The organism is Mesosutterella multiformis (assembly GCF_003402575.1).
GTDB lineage: Bacteria > Pseudomonadota > Gammaproteobacteria > Burkholderiales > Burkholderiaceae_F > Mesosutterella > Mesosutterella multiformis.
Genome location: NZ_BGZJ01000001.1, coordinates 1,105,263 through 1,125,046 on the forward strand (window position 1 = coordinate 1,105,263; position 19,784 = coordinate 1,125,046).

At 58.7% G+C, this 19,784-nt stretch carries 20 protein-coding genes; 8 read left to right on the top strand and 12 right to left on the bottom strand.

What is annotated here, in order from left to right; genetic code table 11:
• Nucleotides 1-39 precede the first annotated feature (39 nt).
• The 5 genes from rbfA (at nt 40) to dusA (ending at nt 4,716) form a co-directional block, all read left to right on the top strand.
• Nucleotides 40-399, top strand: a complete 360-nt coding sequence (gene rbfA, locus M4NBBH2_RS05170) for a 30S ribosome-binding factor RbfA (protein ID WP_116269980.1) — start codon at nt 40-42, stop codon at nt 397-399.
• A 1-nt stretch (nt 400) separates the two neighbouring features.
• The gene (gene truB / locus M4NBBH2_RS05175) at nt 401-1,303 is read left to right on the top strand and encodes a tRNA pseudouridine(55) synthase TruB (protein ID WP_116269981.1); all 903 of its coding nucleotides are present in this window, start codon (nt 401-403) and stop codon (nt 1,301-1,303) included.
• Between the two features lie 14 nt (nt 1,304-1,317).
• Nucleotides 1,318-3,183, top strand: coding sequence for a translational GTPase TypA (typA, locus tag M4NBBH2_RS05180; RefSeq protein WP_022443461.1), 1,866 nt, complete (start codon nt 1,318-1,320; stop codon nt 3,181-3,183).
• Nucleotides 3,184-3,206: 23 nt separating this feature from the next.
• Nucleotides 3,207-3,611: a YchJ family protein gene (locus M4NBBH2_RS05185; protein WP_116269982.1), complete on the top strand. Its 405-nt coding sequence runs from the start codon at nt 3,207-3,209 to the stop codon at nt 3,609-3,611.
• Between the two features lie 91 nt (nt 3,612-3,702).
• On the top strand, nt 3,703-4,716 hold the full coding sequence (gene dusA, locus M4NBBH2_RS05190) for a tRNA dihydrouridine(20/20a) synthase DusA (protein WP_116269983.1): 1,014 nt from the start codon (nt 3,703-3,705) through the stop codon (nt 4,714-4,716).
• Between the two features lie 97 nt (nt 4,717-4,813).
• Here dusA and M4NBBH2_RS05195 read toward each other — a convergent pair whose 3' ends face one another.
• From M4NBBH2_RS05195 to lpxK, 5 genes are all read right to left on the bottom strand, one after another.
• On the bottom strand, nt 4,814-6,124 hold the full coding sequence (locus tag M4NBBH2_RS05195; RefSeq protein WP_116269984.1) for a hypothetical protein: 1,311 nt from the start codon (nt 6,122-6,124) through the stop codon (nt 4,814-4,816).
• 243 nt (nt 6,125-6,367) lie between these two features.
• Nucleotides 6,368-7,021, bottom strand: a complete 654-nt coding sequence (gene adk / locus M4NBBH2_RS05200; RefSeq protein ID WP_022443464.1) for an adenylate kinase — start codon at nt 7,019-7,021, stop codon at nt 6,368-6,370.
• 127 nt (nt 7,022-7,148) lie between these two features.
• Complete coding sequence (gene kdsB, locus M4NBBH2_RS05205) at nt 7,149-7,925, bottom strand: 3-deoxy-manno-octulosonate cytidylyltransferase (RefSeq protein WP_116269985.1); 777 nt, start codon at nt 7,923-7,925, stop codon at nt 7,149-7,151.
• A gap of 16 nt (nt 7,926-7,941) precedes the next feature.
• Nucleotides 7,942-8,169 (bottom strand): Trm112 family protein, encoded by a 228-nt coding sequence (locus M4NBBH2_RS05210; protein ID WP_022443466.1) that lies wholly within the window; start codon nt 8,167-8,169, stop codon nt 7,942-7,944.
• Nucleotides 8,159-9,229 carry a tetraacyldisaccharide 4'-kinase gene (lpxK, locus tag M4NBBH2_RS05215; protein WP_116269986.1) on the bottom strand — a complete coding sequence of 357 codons (1,071 nt, stop codon included), beginning with the start codon at nt 9,227-9,229 and terminating at the stop codon, nt 8,159-8,161. Before lpxK ends, M4NBBH2_RS05210 begins: the two co-directional genes overlap by 11 nt.
• 1,155 nt (nt 9,230-10,384) lie before the next feature.
• Between lpxK and xseA the strand changes: the two genes are divergently transcribed.
• Complete coding sequence (xseA, locus tag M4NBBH2_RS05220) at nt 10,385-12,220, top strand: exodeoxyribonuclease VII large subunit (RefSeq protein ID WP_116269987.1); 1,836 nt, start codon at nt 10,385-10,387, stop codon at nt 12,218-12,220.
• Between the two features lie 10 nt (nt 12,221-12,230).
• On the opposite strand, the gene M4NBBH2_RS05225 is transcribed toward xseA, so the two are convergent.
• Together M4NBBH2_RS05225 and M4NBBH2_RS05230 are read right to left on the bottom strand one after the other, a co-directional pair.
• On the bottom strand, nt 12,231-12,659 hold the full coding sequence (locus tag M4NBBH2_RS05225) for a DUF192 domain-containing protein (RefSeq protein WP_116269988.1): 429 nt from the start codon (nt 12,657-12,659) through the stop codon (nt 12,231-12,233).
• A 65-nt stretch (nt 12,660-12,724) separates the two neighbouring features.
• Nucleotides 12,725-12,931 carry a cold-shock protein gene (locus M4NBBH2_RS05230; RefSeq protein WP_116269989.1) on the bottom strand — a complete coding sequence of 69 codons (207 nt, stop codon included), beginning with the start codon at nt 12,929-12,931 and terminating at the stop codon, nt 12,725-12,727.
• A gap of 402 nt (nt 12,932-13,333) precedes the next feature.
• On the opposite strand from M4NBBH2_RS05230, the gene M4NBBH2_RS05235 reads away from it, so the two are divergent.
• Together M4NBBH2_RS05235 and clpA are read left to right on the top strand one after the other, a co-directional pair.
• A complete protein-coding gene (locus M4NBBH2_RS05235; RefSeq protein ID WP_049686385.1) occupies nt 13,334-13,579 on the top strand; it encodes an ATP-dependent Clp protease adaptor ClpS in 246 nt (81 codons plus the stop codon).
• A 2-nt stretch (nt 13,580-13,581) separates the two neighbouring features.
• Nucleotides 13,582-15,876 carry an ATP-dependent Clp protease ATP-binding subunit ClpA gene (gene clpA, locus M4NBBH2_RS05240; RefSeq protein WP_116269991.1) on the top strand — a complete coding sequence of 765 codons (2,295 nt, stop codon included), beginning with the start codon at nt 13,582-13,584 and terminating at the stop codon, nt 15,874-15,876.
• A gap of 84 nt (nt 15,877-15,960) precedes the next feature.
• Here the strand turns inward: clpA and dut are convergent, their stop codons facing one another.
• The 5 genes from dut to lspA all read right to left on the bottom strand — a co-directional run bounded on the left by dut (nt 15,961) and on the right by lspA (nt 19,776).
• Nucleotides 15,961-16,410, bottom strand: coding sequence for a dUTP diphosphatase (gene dut, locus M4NBBH2_RS05245; RefSeq protein WP_116269992.1), 450 nt, complete (start codon nt 16,408-16,410; stop codon nt 15,961-15,963).
• A gap of 2 nt (nt 16,411-16,412) precedes the next feature.
• Complete coding sequence (locus tag M4NBBH2_RS05250) at nt 16,413-16,904, bottom strand: hypothetical protein (RefSeq protein WP_116269993.1); 492 nt, start codon at nt 16,902-16,904, stop codon at nt 16,413-16,415.
• Between the two features lie 53 nt (nt 16,905-16,957).
• On the bottom strand, nt 16,958-18,154 hold the full coding sequence (gene coaBC, locus M4NBBH2_RS05255; RefSeq protein WP_235005555.1) for a bifunctional phosphopantothenoylcysteine decarboxylase/phosphopantothenate--cysteine ligase CoaBC: 1,197 nt from the start codon (nt 18,152-18,154) through the stop codon (nt 16,958-16,960).
• A 33-nt stretch (nt 18,155-18,187) separates the two neighbouring features.
• Nucleotides 18,188-19,189 carry a polyprenyl synthetase family protein gene (locus M4NBBH2_RS05260; protein ID WP_238691375.1) on the bottom strand — a complete coding sequence of 334 codons (1,002 nt, stop codon included), beginning with the start codon at nt 19,187-19,189 and terminating at the stop codon, nt 18,188-18,190.
• A gap of 107 nt (nt 19,190-19,296) precedes the next feature.
• Complete coding sequence (lspA, locus tag M4NBBH2_RS05265; protein WP_116269995.1) at nt 19,297-19,776, bottom strand: signal peptidase II; 480 nt, start codon at nt 19,774-19,776, stop codon at nt 19,297-19,299.
• Between the last annotated feature and the right edge of the window lie 8 nt (nt 19,777-19,784).

The following is a 19,784-nucleotide window of genomic DNA, read 5'->3' on the forward strand; positions in this document are numbered from 1 at the left end:
ATTCTGATTTTTTGAATTTTGATTTGAGGTAGAGATAACGTGAGAAAGGCTAAGCCCGGGCGCTCGACCAGAATTGCCGATCAGATTGCGCATGATATCGCCGAACTGATCCCGAAAGAGGTGCGTGATCCTCGGGTTGGTTTTGTCACTGTGACCGGCTGCGAAATCACGCCGGACTACGCGCACGCGAACATTTATTTCACGGTGATCGGTTCTGAACCGGAAGCCTGCCGCGAAGGGCTCAACGCCGCGGCCGGTATGCTCCGCAGCCTGATTTTCAGGCAGCTGCGCATCCACACGGTTCCGACGCTTCACTTCGTGTATGACACGAGTGTGGACCGCGGCTTCGCGATGGATAAGCTGATCGCGGAAGCGCTGGATCAGAATCCGGGGAAGTAACGTGCCAAGAGGTCATCATGGCGACCGCGTGAACGGCGTACTCCTCCTGAATAAGGGGGAAGGCGCGAGCTCTAACCGCGAACTGCAGACGGCCCGCCGCCTGCTGAACGCGGCGAAGGCCGGGCACTGCGGAACGCTCGATCCGATGGCGACCGGACTTCTGCCGCTCGCTTTCGGTGAGGCAACGAAGTTCTCCGCCGATCTGCTGCACGCTGACAAGGCTTACAGAGCCGTGGCAACGCTTGGCGTGGAAACGGATACCGGCGACCGTACGGGGACTGTGCTGAAGACGCATGAAGTCTCTGTGACACTGGATGAAGTGAAGGCCGCTGCCGCGAAACTTACCGGCCCGATCAAACAGGTTCCGCCGATGTATTCGGCTCTGAAGCGTGACGGAGTTGCGCTATACCGCCTCGCCCGGCAGGGTGAAACGGTGGAAAGAGAGCCGAGACTGGTTACAATCTACCGTTTTGACATTCTGTCGCTTGATGGAAATACGGTGGAAATGGAGTGTGTGGTTTCCAAAGGAACCTATATCCGCACTCTGATTGAAGATCTTGGACACCTCCTCGGATGTGGCGCGACGATGTCAGCGCTTTGCCGGACCCGCGTTGGAGATCTGGATCTGAAGGATGCAATTACTCTGGAGACACTGGAGCGGGAACCCGACGCGATAAAACGCCGGGCGATGCTCCGTCCGCCAGATGAGCTGATCCAGAGCCTCGCGCCCGTTGAACTGGCGGCCGCTGAGACTGAGAGGTTTAAGAACGGACAGAGGCTTGCGCTTCACCTCGCGGAACGCGGGAGAGTGCGGGTCTATGGACCGGGAAAGGAATTGCTGGGGACCGCTACGGTGAATGAACGCGGCGTGCTTGCTCCGGAAAGATTAATAGCTACTGATTAAAGAGACTAAGAGAAATGACAAGAGCCATTCGCAATATTGCGATTATTGCCCACGTTGACCACGGTAAGACGACCCTGGTGGACGGCCTTCTGAAGTGTGCCGGCACCTTCCGTGAAAACCAGGAAGTTGAACAGCGCGTGATGGACAGCAACGCGATCGAAAAGGAACGCGGCATCACGATTCTCGCGAAGAACTGCGCCGTTGAGTGGAAGGGCGTTCACATCAACATCATCGATACCCCCGGGCACGCCGACTTCGGCGGTGAAGTGGAGCGCGTGCTCTCCATGGTGGACGGTGTGCTGCTGCTCGTTGACGCGGTTGACGGCCCGATGCCGCAGACCCGCTTCGTGACCCGCAAGGCACTCGCCCAGGGCCTGAAGCCGATCGTGATCGTGAATAAGGTTGACCGTCCGGGTGCCCGTCCTGAGTGGGTTGTGAACCAGACGTTTGATCTGTTCGATAAGCTCGGTGCGACCGAGGAACAGCTCGACTTCCCGGTGATCTACGCCTCCGCCCTGAATGGCTACGCAGGCCTCACCGACGACGTCGAAGAGCTGAAGAAGATCGGCAACCTTGACGCCATTCTCGACACCGTGCTCGAAAAGGTTCCGGTCCGTGAAGACGATCCGAACGGCAACCTGATCCTCCAGATCTGCTCGCTCGACTACTCGAGCTACGTCGGCAAGATCGGTATCGGCCGTGTGCACCGCGGCACCCTGACCGCTGGCCAGAATGTCTGCTTCATGGACGGTCCGGAAGATACGCCGAAGCGCGGCAAGATCAATCAGATTCTTCAGTTCGAAGGCCTTGAACGCAAGGAAACGCCCTCCGCTCAGGCCGGCGACATCGTTCTCGTCACGGGTATTGAAGATCTGAACATCGGCACAACCATCACGAGCACGGATCATCCGGAAGCGCTCCCGATGCTGCACGTCGATGAGCCGACCCTCAAGATGGAATTCATGGTGAACACGTCGCCTCTCGCCGGCAAGGAAGGCAAGTTCGTGACGAGCCGCCAGATCCGTGAGCGTCTCGCCCGCGAGCTGAAGTCGAACGTCGCCATGCGCGTCGAGAACACGAAGGATGAGAAGGTGTTCCTCGTGTCCGGCCGCGGTGAACTGCATCTCACGGTTCTTCTTGAAAATATGCGCCGCGAGGGATTCGAAATTGCCGTTTCCCGTCCGCGCGTGATTATCAAGGAAGAGAACGGCGTCAAGATGGAGCCGTATGAGCTCCTGACGGTTGATGTTGAAGAAGAACATCAGGGTTCCGTGATGGAAGAGCTCGGCCGCCGCAAGGGCGAACTCACCGACATGGAGCCGGACGGCAAGGGCCGTGTGCGCCTTGAGTACCGTATCCCGGCCCGCGGCCTGATCGGTTTCCAGAGCCTCTTCATGACGATGTGCCGCGGCACCGGCATCATGAGCCACGTGTTTGACGACTACGCCCCGATCAAGCAGGGCAGCGTCGGCGAACGCCGTTCCGGCGCCATCATCTCCGGTGAAGACGGCAATGCCGTGGCCTATGCTCTCTGGTACATCCAGGAACGCGGCCGTCTCTTCGTGAGCCCGGGCGACGCTGTGTACGAAGGCATGATCATCGGCGAGCATTCGCGTGAAAACGACATCGTCGTGAACGCGATCCGTACGAAGCACCTCACCAACGTGCGTGCTTCCGGCTCCGACGAAGCGATCCGCCTCGTGCCCCCGACCCAGCTCACGCTGGAAAGCGCTGTGGAATTCATCAACGACGACGAACTCGTGGAAATCACCCCGAAGTCGATCCGTCTGCGCAAGCGCTATCTGAAGGAATTCGAACGCAAGCGCGCTGCCCGTGCGGCTCAGGCTGAGTTCGGCGATCCGGACGTTTCCGAGGAATAATTCCTTCGGAATCGCTTCAGAAAGTGAAGAAATCGAAGCATACCGCTCCTTCCCTCTGCCCCTGCGGCAGCGGGAAGACGTATGAGGACTGCTGCGGCAGGTATCACGCCGGGACTCCGGCGCCTGACGCCCGGAGTCTGATGGCAAGCCGCTACAGCGCCTACGCGCTGGGACTGGAGAAGTACGTTCGGGACACGTGGTGCGAGGAAAACTGCCCCGCGGACCTGGATCTGAAGGCCAATCCCATCATGTGGCTCGGGCTTGAAATCCGCTCATTCCGGGAAACGGGGCCTGACACCGCAGAGGTTGAATACGTGGCGCGAGGCCGCTCGGGAGGCGCCGGAGCCTTCAGGCTTCATGAATTGTCGCGGTTCGTGAAGCGGGAAGGACGATGGCTTTATCTCGACGGCGACTGCTTCGAGAAGTAGGTTTGGAGAAGGGCGGCAGATTAAAAAATGCCGCTCTTTTTTTCAATCGGCGGGAGGCTTCCCGCCGGTGTTATCAGGACGGAAAAAGATAATGGCACTTCAGACAGAGCTGAAGCCTGAGGACTGGCGATTCTGCGTCGCGCCGATGATCGACTGGACGGACGAGTGGTGCCGGCACTTTCACAGGCTCCTCTCAAAGCGCGCGAGACTCTACACCGAGATGATCGCGTCGCCCGCGCTGGTGCATGGGAACCGGGCACGGCTCCTCGGGTATGAGAAGGGTGTGAATCCTGTCGCGCTGCAGCTTGGCGGATCCAATCCGGCGGAGCTCGCCCAGTGCGCGAAATGGGGGGAAGAGGCTGGGTTTGACGAGATCAACCTCAACTGCGGCTGCCCATCGCCCCGCGTGCAGTCCGGGGACTTCGGCGTGGTCCTGATGCTTTCCCCGCAGAAGGTTGCGGACTGTCTCAAAGCCATGCAGGACAGCGTGTCGGTACCGGTGACCGTGAAGCACCGGATCGGCGTGGATGATCAGACCTCCTACGGCTTTGTCCGTGACTTCGTCGGCACGGTTCATGAGGCCGGCACCCGGGTCTTCATCGTGCACGCGAGAGCCGCCTGGCTGAAGGGGCTGTCCCCGAAAGAGAACCGCGATATTCCGCCGCTTAACCGTGAGCTTGCCGCACAGCTGAAGGCGGATTTCCCGGACAGCATCTTTGTCGTGAATGGCGGGATCAAGACGCTCAGCGAATGTCAGACGGAACTTGGGCGTTTTGACGGTGTGATGCTCGGGCGTGAGGCGTACAACAACCCCTGGCTTCTTACGGAGGTGGATCACGCGCTGTACGGCGACCCGGAGAGCACGCTCACGCGGGATGAAGTGGTGGAGCAGATGGCGGACTATGTGGATCTCGTGCAGGAGCGCGAACCGCTCGCCGCGAGAACCGCGGTGAACCATCTGATGGGACTCGCGCTGGGACTTCCGGGCGCCCGTCACTGGAGACGGCTCCTCACGGATCCGGCGCTCTGGAAAACGAAGAAAGCCGGTGAGATTGTGCGTCTGGCCTGGAAGGAAGTGAAGCCAGAGGCCGGTATGGAAGATTAGCCTCACGTCTCTTTCCCGGAGACAGACAGAATGAAGCCCTCAGGTTCCCGATGGAACCTGAGGGCTTTCTTTAAGAGAGACGCTGCCTGGGGGAGAATTACTTCTGAGCCTGCTGGCGGACAGAGGCGAGCGCTTCACGCACAGCCTTGGCGGCTACGCCGTTGAAGCGGTACTGGAAGTCCGTGATCGGCTTATCAGCCTTCACAAAGTAACCCGGAACGACCGTGGTCGACTTGCCGCGGTGGATTTCCACAAGGGCGAGCGACACCGCGTCGCGCGACAGCTCAAAGATGCCCGTATCAGGTGCCTTCACCGTGGACGGGAAGGAGAAGGCGATGCCCTTCGTACCGTCAACCGTCTTGATGCTGTAGGAACCGCGGGTTTCCGGAGTCTTCGAGGTGCTCTGGCAGAAGACCGTGCCGGTCTTCACAGAGTAAAGGCTCACTTCGCCGTTTTCCGGGATGGCAGACGCTCCCGTTGCCGGGAGTGCGACTTTCTCCTGATAACGCTGCTTCACGCGCTTGCCGCGCTTATTCTTCACGTAGCGGGTCTTCGTTACAACCTTGAACTGGGTCGGAGCGGGGGCGCCTGCAGTCGGGTCAAAGACAACACCGTAAGCTTTGAAGCCAACGCGCGGGAGGTAGCTGAGGCAGTAAGGAATATCGCGGCTGAACGTGCGGACGAACCCTTCAACGTTACCGGCACCCGTGAAGGCATCCGGCTTCAGCACCACATACTGATCCTGCGTCATGGCAATCTGAGGCATGTAGACCACAGAGCCCTTCGGGAAGCGGGCGGAGATCACGCCGGCAGCCGGGGTCGGATAGTTCGTGCGGGACCGGAGATAGTGATAGATGTACTGGCCGGACACATCAAACGCGTAGAGCTTCAGACGCATCGCGACCGGGTTCTTTGAGTTATCCGAGTAAAGCTTCACCGAACCGTCAGGCTCAGAGGTGAGGTAGCTCGGGAATTCTGCGGAAACCGAGTTTCCGGAGCGGACGATCGAATTCACGTTCGTGCCCCAGGCAAACCCGTGAGCCTTCTGTCCCTTCGGATAGGTCTCTTTCACAGTGTAGGTGGTGTCATTCTTCTTCTGATCGATGCGGAAGTTCGACTCCTCGCGGTCATTGAAGTAGTACACGCCTTCACCCTCGAACGCCTGCAGTGTGGTGAGACCGAGCGGCTTCGCCCCCTTGATGGAAGGAACCTGAGTGAGCATGAAACCGTAAGTGCCGTCGTCAAAGCGGTTGACGCTTTCGGATACGACCGGAGAAGATTCCTGAGCGGAAGGGGCGGATGCCGTCTTCTGACCGGTTGTCTGGCAGCCGGCAAGGGTCAGCGCGCAGACCGCGGCGGCAGAGGCCGCGAGACTGAAGCGTTTGGTGAAATGACGGATATTTTCCATGATCAGTGCGACAAACTTTCCTAAGAGAGGATCTCCCGGGCAGGGGCTGCCAGAGAGTGTTCCGCGTACAGCGCGGGATATTTTTCTATGATACCGAACCGGGGGTGAAAGGGCCGTTACATTCTGTTAAGGTCAGGGGAGTTCCTTAGAGGGCTGTACGCCTGGGCAGTCCCGAAAACAATACGGCCTGCCAGGCTTACTGCCGGCAGGCCGCATAGCGGAACTCCGCGTCCGGTGTCTGAATTACTTCAGAGCGTCGAACACACGGGCCGTGATCTCATCAATCGTGCCGAGACCGGAAATCGCGCGGTACTGCGGAGCCGTCTTGTCGCCGGACTTCGCGAGATCGCCGTAGAACTTCACGAGCGCTTCGGTCTGATTGTGATAAACCTCGAGACGGTGACGGACAACGTCTTCCTTGTCGTCATCACGCTGGATCAGCGGATCACCCGTCACGTCGTCCTTGCCCTCAACCTTCGGGGGGTTGTAGACGATGTGGTAAGTGCGGCCGGAGACCGGGTCAACGCGGCGGCCGCTGATGCGGCGCACAATCTCATCATCAGGCACGGAGATTTCGAGCACGAAGTCGATCGGAATACCGGTCTTCTTCAGGGCTTCGGCCTGCGGAATCGTGCGGGGGAAGCCGTCGAGCAGGAAACCGTTCTTGCAGTCAGGCTGCGCGAGACGTTCTTCCATGAGCCCGAGGATGATGTCGTCGCTCACCAGAGCGCCCGATTCCATGACGGACTTCGCCTTGAGGCCGAGCGGGGTTCCCGCCTTCACAGCCGCGCGAAGCATGTCGCCGGTGGAAATCTGGGGGATCGCGAAGCGTTCCTTGATGAAGGCAGCCTGGGTGCCCTTTCCGGCGCCGGGAGGTCCGATCAGAATAAGACGCATATTTTTATCTCCAAAACAAGTTCTGCGGACGGATCGGGTACCGCCCGCTTGGGCTTTTAAGTCCGTTATTTTAAGCGCCGGTGAGTCTCCGGGCAATCCTGCATACCCCTATAACAGGGGGCAGAAATCAGAGCGGGAGATTGCCCCGGGCATACACCTCGCGGACCCGTTCGAGGTCCGACTCCGTATCCACACCGGCCGGGAGCTCCTGCTCAAGCACGAGAACCGCGATCCGCTCGCCGTTCCAGAGAGCCCTGAGCTGCTCAAGACTCTCCGTCTGCTCTATCGGAGCCGGCGGGAGCTCGGAAAACGCCCGGAGGAACCGCGCGCGGTAGGCGTAGAGCCCAATGTGATGGAGAGCCCGGAATCGTTCGGGAAGCTCATACGGAGGACCGGCGCGGAAAGCGTCGCGGGGCCAGGGGGTCGGCGCCCGGGTGAAGGTCATCGCCTCACCGAGCGCGTTCAGCTCTACCTTCACAACGTTCGGATTCAGAAAATCCTCTACTGTGGCAATCGGGTGAGCCGCGGTTGCGATGGCGCAGCCAGGCTTCTGTGCGAGGAGGCTCGCCACGCGGTCAACGACGGACGGCGGGATGAGCGGTTCGTCGCCCTGAATGTTCACGACGATCTCATCCTCTTCAAAGTGCAGCTTCTGGCAGACCTCCGCGATCCGGTCCGTTCCGGTCGGGTGGGATTCCTGCGTGAGGACGGCTTCAACGCCTTCGCGTTCGCACGCGTCAACGATCTGGGGGTGATCAGTCGCTACGACAATCCGGGAGGCGCCGGTGAGCTTCGCCCGTTCAGCGACGCGCACGATCATGGGTTTCCCCGCGATATCCATCAGAGGCTTGCCGGGAAGCCGGGTCGACTTCATCCGGGCGGGGATCACAATGTTGTAGGTCATATATCTTTCAGCTTTTTCAGAGCCGGGCAGCGGAAGCCTCGGCTTTTTTCTCCTTCAGCCGGAGCTCCTCAAGCTCTTCCTCTGTCATTTCACGCGCGTCGTGCGCGATCATGTCAGGGATGCCGTCCCGGACGGCAAAGGCGAGGCCGCAGGCCGTGCAGAGGAATTCCTCTGACTCTGCGTTCCAGCCGAGCCTGCCCTTGCAGACCGGGCAGACGAGATTCTCAGTGACGTTAGGATTCATGAGTGGCTCCATTGGCGGATGGGTTCGGATGACGGGCTTCCCGCGCCTTCTGATCAATGAAGTCGAGCAGGTAGTCTTCGAGGGCGATATCGTACCCCACAGTCCAGATCCGGGAGTCGGAAGCGATTCCGGGCACCTGGCGGCACTTTACGGCATCCTTTTCCGTAATGAGGATACAGTCAGCCGTGATGTCAGCAAAGGGGTTCGCGCGGAAATCATAATGATCTCCCAGCTCAACGCACGGACTGCAGGCAATGCCGCGGCCCCGGAGCATGGCGAAGAATCTGCCCGGAACGGCAATGCCGGCGGCGGCCGCGAAGGATTTTCCTTCAAACCTCTCCGCGAGGTCATCAATCGGGAGCGTTTCACCGGTCGCGAGATTGCGGCATTCACCGAGATACGGGCTGGAGGCAAAACGCGGGGTTCTCGTGTCGAGAATCTCATCCGTTGTATTCAGAATAATCGCATCCACACGGTCAAGCCTTGACGGCGGCTCACGGAGGGGACCGGCGGGGAGCACCCAGCCGTTTCCGATACCGTGGACTCCCACCACGCAGAGTTCAACATCGCGGTGCAGCGAGTAGTGCTGCAGACCGTCATCGGAAATGATGATGTCAGTGTCCGGGAAAGACTTGAGAAGCAGCCGCCCCGCCGCGACTCGGTCGCGGCCGACAGCCACAGGCGCGGCGGTCTTGCGGGCAATCAGAAGCGGTTCGTCGCCGGACGAGGCTGCGCGCGAGTCAGGTGTCACGAGCTGCACAGCGTCGGATTTCCTTCCATAGCCGCGGCTGATGATGCCAGGCTTCCAGCCGCGCTTCATGAGACCGCGGGCAATGGCAATCGTGACCGGAGTCTTCCCCGTGCCGCCGACATAGATGTTCCCGACAATGACCACGGGAACCGGCAGACGCTCGGGCGTTGCGTGCTTCTCACGGTACCGTGAGACAGCGAGAAACGCGAGAGAAAGCGGGGAGAAAACCAGAGAAAAAAGACCTTTTTTCGACCACTGGCCATGCAGCCAGTTTTCCAGCGTTGCGCGGGCGCGCGAAGCCGGTTTCATTTCAGGTTTGGGAGACTGCTGTGAGTTACCTGATCGGGGACGATCTGAATCCATTGCCGTTCTGGAAGAAAGAATATGCGGCGCCTCGAGCGGAGATGCCGGGGGAGGTTCGCAGGTGTGATTAGTCATGCATGCAATGATAATGGATCGGGGATTGACGTGCGAAGGCGGGATCCCGGTATCCGGTGAAATCTGTGGACAACTCCGGGGAAAAATAAGTAACCCTCTGATTGATTGCGGGAAAAACGGCCTGTGGATAATCTGAACTTTTTAAAATTATAAATTAAATCAATCAGATCCGTGTTTATTACCGGAGTCATGTCAGAGGGTCGGAATAATTTTCCCCGTCAGTGACCGGTATCGGGCAAGAAGCCGGAAGCCCGTGGATACCGCGGTTTCACTCCTATCTCTATGAAAAATAGCCATTTTTGGTGATGCCAGCCTGGAGCTTGTCCAAAAACAGCGGTTATATCGGTAAAAGTAGAATTTAATCAATCACTTGATATCTTTATCACGGGTCTGGTGAACAGCGATGTTGACTGCCCCGGGAAAACTCATACAACTATATGAAAAAAAAGGATAAAAATTTATTGATTAAAAATTAATCAGACTGAAGATCCCCGGAAACAGGGGATCCGGCAAAACTGTTCTGTCTGGATTCAGGAAAGAAAAGAGGACTTATCCCCCGGCTTTGCAATCCACAGGGGAAAGCGATATTCCGATAGGCATGATGAATGCTGTTATCAGAATTAAAAACAGAGAAAAAACAAAAAAATAAGCAGCCTTTTATCAGTAAAGTATCAAATGATGATCTTTGACTTCATAAATGGGAACTGGAAAAGCCTGTGGATAAGTGTGTGAACAATTGTGGAGAAATCCCCTAAGTGGCTGAAGAACCGTCACTTTTCGAAATCATGGAATTCCACTGAAATAAAAATTTAATCTTTTAAAATCATATTGTTATAGGTTATACTCGGGGTTCCCGGGAAGCCCTCGGGGATCGCGGGGGTTGACAAAACCGGAAAAGCGTAAAACTGTGCAGAAACCGAGGAGGGGAAAATCCGGGACCGTGAGATCCGCTTCGGCCTTTTTTAAAACCGGCTTATCATCACTCTCACAGTGGACTGCAGAGAACAGAAAGAGGACGGATATCCAATGAAGGATGATTTCGACACGTATTCGCTTTTCGGCGGAGACGCCGCGGGCGGGGCTACTCCCCGGGAACCCGCGAAGCGCTCCAGCCTGAGAGCCGCGCGGCCCGCATCCACCCGTTCCCGCTACCGCTCGGATGTGCTGTCAGGGGACGCGTACGGATTCCGGGCCCCGGAACCTGTACGGGAAACCCGTGCCGCGGTGATTTCCGTGTCCGATATCTGCCGCGGCATTCAGAATTCGCTCAGGGCAGCCTTTCCTCCCGCCTGGGTTGAGGGGGAGATCGCGAGCTTCATGGTGGCTTCAAGCGGTCACTGCTACTTTGATCTGAAGGACCGCGAGGCACAGATTTCCTGCGTCATGTACCGGTCCCAGTACCAGTCGGTCGGGTTTGAGCCGAAGGTTGGTGACAAGATCGAGGTCTACGCGGAACCCTCTCTATATATGAAGAGAGGACGGCTGCAGCTGACAGTGAACCGGATCCGGAAGTCTGGTCTTGGGGCGCTGTACGAAGAGTTTCTGCGCCTGAAGGCGAAGCTTGAGTGCGAGGGACTGTTCAGCCTGGAGCTGAAACGCCCGGTGCCGTCTGTCCCGCGGACAGCGGCAATCGTGACCAGTCTGAAAGCTGCGGGACTGCGTGATGTCATCCAGACCTTCGAAAAGCGCGCGCCCTACGTGGCGCTTGAAATCTATCCCGCGTCAGTCCAGGGACCCGGAGCCGCGGCCGAGATCGCGGAAGCGCTCCGGCGGGCAGGGGAATCCGAAAAAGCAGAAGTGATTCTGCTTGTCCGCGGCGGCGGGTCTTTTGAAGATCTCGCCTGCTTCAATGATGAGCGGGTGGCGAGAGCCATCAGAATGTCTCCGATTCCCGTTATCACCGGAATCGGGCACGAGTCTGATACGACAATCGCGGATCTCGCGGCTGATCTGAGAGCCGCTACGCCGACCGCGGCCGCGGAGCATGCGGCAGCTGCGGAGTCTGATCTGATGCAGCGGCTCGGAAGTCTCGTTAACCGTCTGAAGCGGGCCGAAGAGGGCGTGATGCGGGAAGCCTCGCAGCGGCTCGATATGGCGGAAACGCGGCTGGGTACACCGGAAGAGCTCCTTCGCGGCGGCCGGGCCGCGCTGCAGCTTGCGGAAGAAAAAATCAGAAAATCGCCGCTGCTTCTTATTCAGGGCGGCCGTTCGAAGCTTTCCGAAGCGATCCCCAGGCTTCGCCGTCGGCTCGAGACGGTTTTCGGCCGGGCAGAGCTTCAGCCAATTGTCATGCGTAATTTCCTTGAAGATCGGCTGAAGAAGTCGCTTCAGGAGGAAACAAAGCGTCTCCGGAATTCGGAATCGGTGATTGTCTCTCACCGACCGAAGCTTGACGCCGAGGGGCGAAGGCTGGATGCCGCGGCGTCCGGCCTGAGGGGCGGGCTTTCAGAGAAACTGAAGCAGGCGGAGGAAACCCTCACGAGGGCGACGCTTTTCTTTTCCGGGGCCGATCCTGGGGTAAGCCGTGAAAGCGCGAGGCTCGGGCTTCTCGCTCAGCGTCTCGCGACCGCGAAACCGGCATTCAGAGAGTCGGGGAAAGATCTGCTGACCCTGCGGACGAGACTCGCCGCGGTGGCAGCCTCAGGGCTGGATGAACGCCGGACCGCGCTTCGGTTTGAAGAATCCAAAATGAAGTCTCTCGAAGTGAGCCGCGTGCTGGAGAGAGGATTCGCGCTGCTTTACCGTGACGCGGGGATTGTCCGGAGCGTGAAGTCGCTGAGAAAGGGGGAGTCGGTGACCGCGGTGCTGCCCGACGGTGAGGCGTCCCTCACTGTTTCTGAGGTCCGTCCGAAGCAGTCCTGAGGTCAGGGGATCAGGGACGGCGGGTCACGCTGAGCGTGTCACCGGGGGAAATTCCCCGGGCCCTGAACCAACCGTCATTCATTTCAAGCGCGTAGCGCGCGGGGTTCAGCGCGCAGTGAATTTCCGTGGACCAGGGCGTCATCGAGGCAATCGAAATCAGGCGGAAATTGTCGTCAAAGAATGCGACAGAGAGCGGAAGCGGGGTGTTTTTCATCCACATGCACCAGGAGCCGCTTTTCGGAAAGACAAACAACATGCCCCGATTCTCAGGCATCGCCTGAACCCCCATCAGTCCGTGCTGCAGCTCTTCCGCTGTCTCTGCGACTGAGACCGACGCGCTGTGGCCGCGGATCTCAATCGACGCGGTGCCAGAGGCGCCAGCCGCGGCGGCTGTGACTGCGAAAACAGCGGGGGCAAAAATCCGGAGCAGTTTTTTCATGGCAATAAAAAACCCGCTGTTCCCCCACAGGGAGGAAACAACGGGGTTTCGGCGTGAAGCAGTTATTACTCAGCCGACATGATGTTCGCGGCCTGCTTGCCCTTCGGGCCATCGACCACGTCAAACGTCACGCGCTGCCCTTCTTTCAGGGACTTGAAGCCGTCCATCTTAATCGCAGAGAAATGAGCGAAGAGGTCTTCTCCCTTTTCATCCGGGGTAATGAAGCCGTAACCCTTGGCGTCATTGAACCACTTCACAATACCGGTAGCCATTTGTAAATCTCCATCTGATACAGATTCTGCCTGATGAGCCACAATAGAGGGCCTGATAGGACAGGCAGAAGAACCACCCTGCGGAAAAGCCCGAAGGGGTCGAGCAGCGAGCGTGATACAAGTTCTGCTCGATCAAGCTTACCGCACACTTCAGACAATACGCCATATTCCTAAAACTTGCATACCTCACAAGGGATTTAACTGATAAAAAGGTGGGTTTCGTCAATAAAAATATGCGTTTTCACTCAGACCCGTGATGAGAAGCCTCACTGCTCTCCGTTTTTTTTTGCAAAATGGAATTACTTAATTGGAACTTAATCCGGAATGACGCGGCAGAAAATTGAAAGATGCAGCGGTACGTGCCTTGCGGTGAAGGAACACAGAGCCTGTGCTCTTCCTCCGATGTGGCGTGTTGTGCTGCTGAATGATGACTACACGACGATGGACTTCGTAGTCTTCGTGCTTCGCAAGCTTTTTGGCAAAACGTGCGAAGAAGCGGAAAAGCTCATGCTTGAGGTCCACCAGACCGGCCGCGGCATTGCAGGCGTCTATGTAAAAGATGTGGCGGAAAGTCTGGCGGCGAGAGCGATGCATCTCGCGAAGGACAATGGCTTCCCTTTCCGGTGCTTGGTTGAACGGCAGGAATAATCATGATCGACAGACAGCTGGAAAAGAACTTTCAGAACACATTCGTCACGGCGACAACGGTCCGCAGTCAGCTGATTACGGTCGAGGCGCTGCTGCTCGAACTGCTCTCGAATGACCGTGTCAGCCGCGTCCTTGCCTACTTTGGCTGCTCCAAGTCGCAGCTGAAGAGGAATCTCGAGGAATTTATCGATACGAAGGTGCCGAAGCTCGCGACACTGAAAGAGGATCCGCAGCCGTCTGTCGGGTTCCAGCGTGTGATCGAGCGGGCCCTGGTGCACGTGCAGCAGTCCGGCCGCAAGGATCAGGATCTGCATGGGGAAGATGTGCTCGTCTCGATTTTTGATGAGCCTGACAGCTGGGCTGTCGCTTATCTCACCGAGCAGGGACTCGATAAGCTGAGTCTTGTCGAATACCTCACGGATCTTCATCGGGACGACTATCAGGAGTCTTTCGCCGAACCCGCGGGTCCCGCCGGAGACGAGGGACCTGAAGCCGGCACCGCAGGTGCCGCTATTCTTGATGCCTTTACGGTGAATCTGAATGAGAAGGCCAAAGAGGGGAAGCTTGATCCTCTGATCGGGCGCGAGGAAGAGATGACCCGCGTGATCCAGGTGCTCTGCCGCCGCAGAAAGAATAATCCGCTGCTGGTCGGTGAGCCGGGGGTCGGCAAGACCGCGATCGCGGAAGGTGTCGCAAGCCGCATTGTTTCCGGGAAAGTGCCTGATATTCTGAAGAAGCGGGTCATCCGTTCGCTTTCCATGGGGAGGCTCGTGGCCGGCACGAAGTATCGCGGCGACTTTGAGGACCGCATGAAGCGGCTCGTGGACGCCGTGAAGGAAAGCCCGGAAACGGTGCTCTTCATTGACGAAATCCACACGGTGATCGGCGCGGGTTCCACCTCGGGCGGCCAGACGCTCGATGCCGCGGATCTTCTGAAACCCGCCCTCGCGAACGGTGAGCTTTCCTGCATCGGCGCAACGACCTATGAGGAATTCCGCCGCATTTTCGAGAAGGACCGCGCGCTTGCCCGCCGTTTCCAGAAGATTGACGTTCCGGCGCCGACCGCGGATGAATCAGTTCAGATCCTGAAGGGGCTTCGCGCGAAGTTTGAGGAGCATCACGGCCTCAAGTACACCGATAAGGCGATTGAGGCCGCGGTAACGCTTTCTGAGCGCTATATGAGTGATAAGAGGCTGCCTGATAAGGCGATCGATGTGATCGATGAGGCGGGTGCCGCGCAGCGGCTCCTGCCGGCCGAATCCCGAAAGAGCGTAATCGACGAGCGGGAGATTGAGGAAACCATCGCGAAGATGACGAAGATCCCGGTGGCGACGCTCTCTCAGGGCGACGAAGAGAAGCTGTATCACCTGCCGGAAGACCTGAAGAAGCGGATTTTCGGTCAGGACGAAGCGGTGGACGCGGTAGTGTCTGCCATCCGTCTCTCCCGTGCGGGCTTTGACAAGTCGGACCGCCCGGTGGGTTCCTTCCTCTTCACGGGTCCCACCGGTGTCGGCAAGACTGAGCTTGCGAAGCAGCTCGCGGAGTCGCTCGGCGTCAGCCTGATCCGGTTTGATATGAGCGAATACTCGGAACCCCACACGGTGAGCCGCCTGATCGGTGCGCCTCCGGGGTATGTCGGTTTCTCCCAGGGCGGTCAGCTGACAGAACAGGTGACAGCGCATCCTTACTGCGTGCTGCTGCTGGATGAAATCGAGAAGGCACACCCGGATATTCTGAACGTGCTTCTGCAGGTGATGGATAACGGCACACTGACGGATAACAGCGGCCGCAAGGCGGATTTCCGGAACGTGATTCTCATCATGACGTCGAATGCCGGCGCCCGGATGATCTCGCGTAACGTGATCGGTTTCGGTGAGGCGAAATCTGAGGGAGATGACACCGCGGAGATCAAGAAGTATTTCTCGCCTGAATTCCGGAACCGTCTTGACGCGATTATCCGCTTCAAGCCGCTTGCCCACGCCCTGATTCTCAAGATCACGGATAAGTTCCTGAAGAACGTGGCTGAAAGCCTCAGGAAGCGGAATGTGGAGCCGGTCTTCACGTCGACTCTGCGGAATTACCTCGCAGAGCATGGCTTTGATCCTCAGATGGGAGCCCGTCCAATGCGCCGCCTGATTCAGGACATTGTGGAGCGGCCGCTCGCTGAGGCAGTGCTCTTCGGGCCGCTGAAAAACGGCGGCAAGGTGACGGTCGGCTTCAACCGCGGAAAGGTTCAGCTGAAGTTCCCCGGAAGCGAAGCCCAGGGGCCGAAGAAGCAGGAAGCGCTTCCCGCCTGATTCTGTTTCAGACGCCGGACAGAAAGACGCCCTCAGAGGAGAGAACTCCCTGAGGGCGTTTCTGTTGCCGGCGGAACCGCTGTCTTATCGGGTGCCGGTAGAACCGAAGCCGTTCGTACCGCGGTCCGTTTCGCCGAATTCATCCACGAGTTCAAACTCAGGCTGGGCAACCGGGACAATCACAAGCTGCGCGATGCGGTCAAAGGGATTGATCGTGAAAGCGTCCCGCCCCCGGTTCCAGACGGAGATCATGAGTTCGCCCTGGTAATCAGAGTCAATGAGACCGACGAGATTGCCGAGCACGATGCCGTGCTTATGGCCGAGCCCCGAGCGGGGAAGAATGAGAGCGGCGTAGCCGGGATCCGCGATGTGCACCGCGAGCCCCGTGTGGACGAGGGTGGTTTCACCGGGATTCACGGTGAGGGGGGAATCAAGAAGCGCCTTCAGGTCGACTCCGGCAGAGCCCGCCGTTGCGGTTTTCGGAAGATGTTCTTTCGCCCGGGGGTCGAGCACTTTGAGAGCAATACGAAGCATGTTTACTTTTTACGGCCGTTCGCCGCGAGGTTGAAGGTGAAAAGAGTGAGGATGATGCCGACCACGGTGAGCCACGGTGTCTCAAGAATGATGCCGAGCACAATGAGACCGAAGCTCACGAAGGAAATGAGCCCCGAAAAAGCCCGCGCCGCGTTGCGGGCGTTCGCTTCACGCGCGCGGCGCCTGAGACGCTCGGACGGTGTTTCTCCTGCGGGGCCAGGGTCCATTGTGGACGGCGCGGAGGACGGTGGCTCCGGAATCGGAGAGGGGACCGGAATGCCGATTTTCGCGAGCTCCGCCATCACGGACTGTTCCCGCTCCTCGGCAGCCTCAGCTGTCGACTCCGGGGTTCCGGGAGGAACAGGATTTGTCGCGGCAGGCGAACTCGCTGCGGTCTTCAGAGGATCGAGATTTCTGATTTTCCCTGCCTGCAGCTTCTCAATATAGGCAACATAGTCGCCGTCAGCTGGTTCAAGCCCGAAAGGATCTTTCATCTTTTTCCCCCTGCAGAATGCGGATATGATCCGTACCCATTCATCCTACAACACTAGGCAAGGAGAGAGGCGAGGCGGTCAAGAATAGCCTCTGCCACACGGGATTTCGGGCCGGGGCCAAGCGGTTCGGCTCCGGATTCCGTTACGAAAACCGCGTCGTTATCCTCCGACCCGAGCGCATGGGCAGCGTCATTCGCGATGATGAGATCAGCCGCTTTCGCCCGGAGTTTCTTACTGGCGTAGGAAATGATGTTCTCGGTTTCCGCCGCAAAACCGATCACCACGGCCGGGCGTCCGGCACTGAGATGACCAACTTCGGAAAGAATGTCTGGATTCTCTGTGAGGCTAAGGGTGACGGCTTTTCCGTCCTTTTTGATCTTCTGATCCGAGACGTGCTCGGGACGCCAGTCAGAGACGGCAGCCACACTGATGAAGGCGTCCGCGCCCGAGGTGCGCTTCAGAACCTCATCCCGCATGGCGGAGGCCGAGTCAACAGAAATCCGGGTGACACCGAAGGGAACCGGAAGGGAAACAGGTCCTGAGATCAGCGTAACCGCGGCGCCGCGCAGCGCCGCTTCGCGCGCGATGGCGTAGCCCTGGCGGCCGCTGGATCGGTTTGTGATGCCCCGCACCGGGTCAATAGCCTCGTAGGTGGGACCCGCGGTAATCAGAATGCGGCGTCCCGCAAGCGGTTTCCTGTGAAGAAAGAGTTCGGTCCGCGACGCGATCTCCTCAGGCTCCAGCATCCGGCCGGTACCCGTGTCACCGCAGGCAAGGCTTCCGGCGGCCGGCCCCCAGACTTCGATCCCATCCTGCTTCAGCGTTTCGATATTCCGGGTATTCGCCGGATTCTCCCACATGCGGGTGTTCATCGCGGGGGCAAAGGCAATCGGAGCGCGGCGTGCGCAGATGAGTGTCGAGACAGCGTTATCCGCGATGCCGCATGCGGCCTTCGCGATCGTATTTGCTGTGGCGGGGGCGACAATAATGAGGTCAGCGCCGTCAGAAAGACGGATATGAGGCATAACGCCTGAGCGGGTATCCCATTCGCTGGTGACGACAGGATGCCCGGACAGCGCTTCAAAGGTGAGCGGCGTCACAAATTTCGCCGCGTTTTCCGTCATGACGACACGGACGTCGGCTCCCCGCTTCATGAGGAGCCGCACGAGTTCGCAGCTCTTATAGACCGCGATGCCGCCCGTCGCGGCGAGGAGAATGGTTTTACCCTTGAGGGTCAGTTCCTGCTGCAATCCTTTTCCCCCTTGCGGACGCGGCTTGCCGCGTCACTTGTTGCGTTCAACGGTGTAGTTGATGATGAGTTCAAGCGCGTCGCGGTAGCGGCTTGCCGGAATGGCCTTCAGCGCTTCAATGCCGCGGGCCGCTTCCTCACGGGTTGTCTCACGGGCCGCTTCAAGCGCTCCGGTGTCGCGTACGATCGCGCTGATGCGGTCAAAGTCACCGTGTCCCTTGCGGATAGCTTCTTCGATCAGGGCCCGGTCCGAGTCAGAGGCACGCTGCATCGCGTAGATCAGCGGGAGCGTGACCTTGCCTTCCTCGAGGTCCGCGCCGAGGTTCTTGCCGGTTGTAGCGGCGTCGCCCGCATAGTCAAGGATGTCATCCACAATCTGGAAGGCATAGCCGAGACGCAGCGCGTAGTCGCAGAGCGCCTTTTCCTGTTCTTCGGGCGGATTCGCGATCGAGCAGGCGATCTGAGCCGCGCACTTGAAGAGGCAGGCGGTCTTCCGTTCGATCACTTCGTAGTAGCGCTCCTTCGAGAGCGAAGGATCATGCGCGTTATCCATCTGAAGCACTTCGCCTTCAGAAAGACGGTTCGCGGCCGCAGCGATTTCAGCCATGGCACGCAGATTCCCTGTGCTCACCATCATCTGGAAGGCGCGCGTGTAAAGGAAGTCGCCGACCAGAACCGCGGTGGGGTTATCCCACTTCTCATTTGCCGTCGGACGGCCGCGGCGCATCGGGGAATCATCCACCACGTCGTCATGCATCAGCGTGGCGGTGTGGAGGATTTCAATAACGGCGCCGAGGAACACGTCCTGATCGCCCTTGTAACCGAGCGCTTTCGAAATGAGCAGCACGAGCGCCGGGCGCATCCGCTTGCCGCCGGAGCTCGTAATGTAGTCAGCCACTTCGGCAACACGGTGGATGCCGCTGCCGAGTGACGTGTGGATCATGGCGTCCACGCGTTTCATATCGTCGGCAATGGGGTTCATGGCGGCCTTTACGCCGGCCTTGGCGATGAGGTTCTTCAGCATGATGCAACTCATTATACGGAGTCAGAAAGAATTTTCGGCGCTCTGACGCATGAAAAAACCTCCGGAACCGTGAAGCTCCGGAGGGCTGTGAATGCCTGGCTGTAAAAAGCGCCTGAGACCTACTTCTTTCTCAGCTCAATCAGGATGAAAAAGATGACGCCCAGCACGATGGCTGAGTCCGCGATGTTAAAGGCCGGCCAGTGGATATCACCGATATGAAGGTCGATGAAGTCCGTGACAGAACCGAGCATCAGGCGGTCGATCAGATTGCCGATCGCGCCGCCGAGCACGAGCGCCGCGGCGGCCGGAGCGAGCTTTTCAGCCGAATGCTTCCAGATGACCGCAGCCATCGCGGCCGAGACACCGATTGCCACGGCTGAGAAGAGCAGCTTCTGCCAGCCGCCTGCATCCGCGAGGAACGAGAAGGCGGAGCCTGTGTTCCTCAGGAGGACGAGGTTAAAGAACCCCGTCACCTGAATCCAGGAAGCGGCAAGAACATCGTTTGCCCAGGCCTTGGAGGCCTGGTCCGCGAGGATCACGAGGAGGGCAAGCGCGAACCAGAGGATCGCGCCTGTCCTGGAGCGGGACACAGATGCCATCCCGGATC

Bases quoted from the DNA above. Each gene is read 5' to 3' on its own strand.
- typA (WP_022443461.1), top strand. From the start codon at position 1,318: ATGACAAGAGCCATTCGCAATATTGCGATTATTGCCCACGTTGACCAC.
- dusA (WP_116269983.1), top strand. From the start codon at position 3,703: ATGGCACTTCAGACAGAGCTGAAGCCTGAGGACTGGCGATTCTGCGTC.
- M4NBBH2_RS05195 (WP_116269984.1), bottom strand. From the start codon at position 6,124: ATGGAAAATATCCGTCATTTCACCAAACGCTTCAGTCTCGCGGCCTCT.
- adk (WP_022443464.1), bottom strand. From the start codon at position 7,021: ATGCGTCTTATTCTGATCGGACCTCCCGGCGCCGGAAAGGGCACCCAG.
- kdsB (WP_116269985.1), bottom strand. From the start codon at position 7,925: ATGACCTACAACATTGTGATCCCCGCCCGGATGAAGTCGACCCGGCTT.
- M4NBBH2_RS05210 (WP_022443466.1), bottom strand. From the start codon at position 8,169: ATGAATCCTAACGTCACTGAGAATCTCGTCTGCCCGGTCTGCAAGGGC.
- lpxK (WP_116269986.1), bottom strand. From the start codon at position 9,229: ATGAAACCGGCTTCGCGCGCCCGCGCAACGCTGGAAAACTGGCTGCAT.
- xseA (WP_116269987.1), top strand. From the start codon at position 10,385: ATGAAGGATGATTTCGACACGTATTCGCTTTTCGGCGGAGACGCCGCG.
- M4NBBH2_RS05225 (WP_116269988.1), bottom strand. From the start codon at position 12,659: ATGAAAAAACTGCTCCGGATTTTTGCCCCCGCTGTTTTCGCAGTCACA.
- M4NBBH2_RS05230 (WP_116269989.1), bottom strand. From the start codon at position 12,931: ATGGCTACCGGTATTGTGAAGTGGTTCAATGACGCCAAGGGTTACGGC.
- M4NBBH2_RS05235 (WP_049686385.1), top strand. From the start codon at position 13,334: ATGTGGCGTGTTGTGCTGCTGAATGATGACTACACGACGATGGACTTC.
- clpA (WP_116269991.1), top strand. From the start codon at position 13,582: ATGATCGACAGACAGCTGGAAAAGAACTTTCAGAACACATTCGTCACG.
- dut (WP_116269992.1), bottom strand. From the start codon at position 16,410: ATGCTTCGTATTGCTCTCAAAGTGCTCGACCCCCGGGCGAAAGAACAT.
- M4NBBH2_RS05250 (WP_116269993.1), bottom strand. From the start codon at position 16,904: ATGAAAGATCCTTTCGGGCTTGAACCAGCTGACGGCGACTATGTTGCC.
- M4NBBH2_RS05260 (WP_238691375.1), bottom strand. From the start codon at position 19,189: ATGAGTTGCATCATGCTGAAGAACCTCATCGCCAAGGCCGGCGTAAAG.
- lspA (WP_116269995.1), bottom strand. From the start codon at position 19,776: ATGGCATCTGTGTCCCGCTCCAGGACAGGCGCGATCCTCTGGTTCGCG.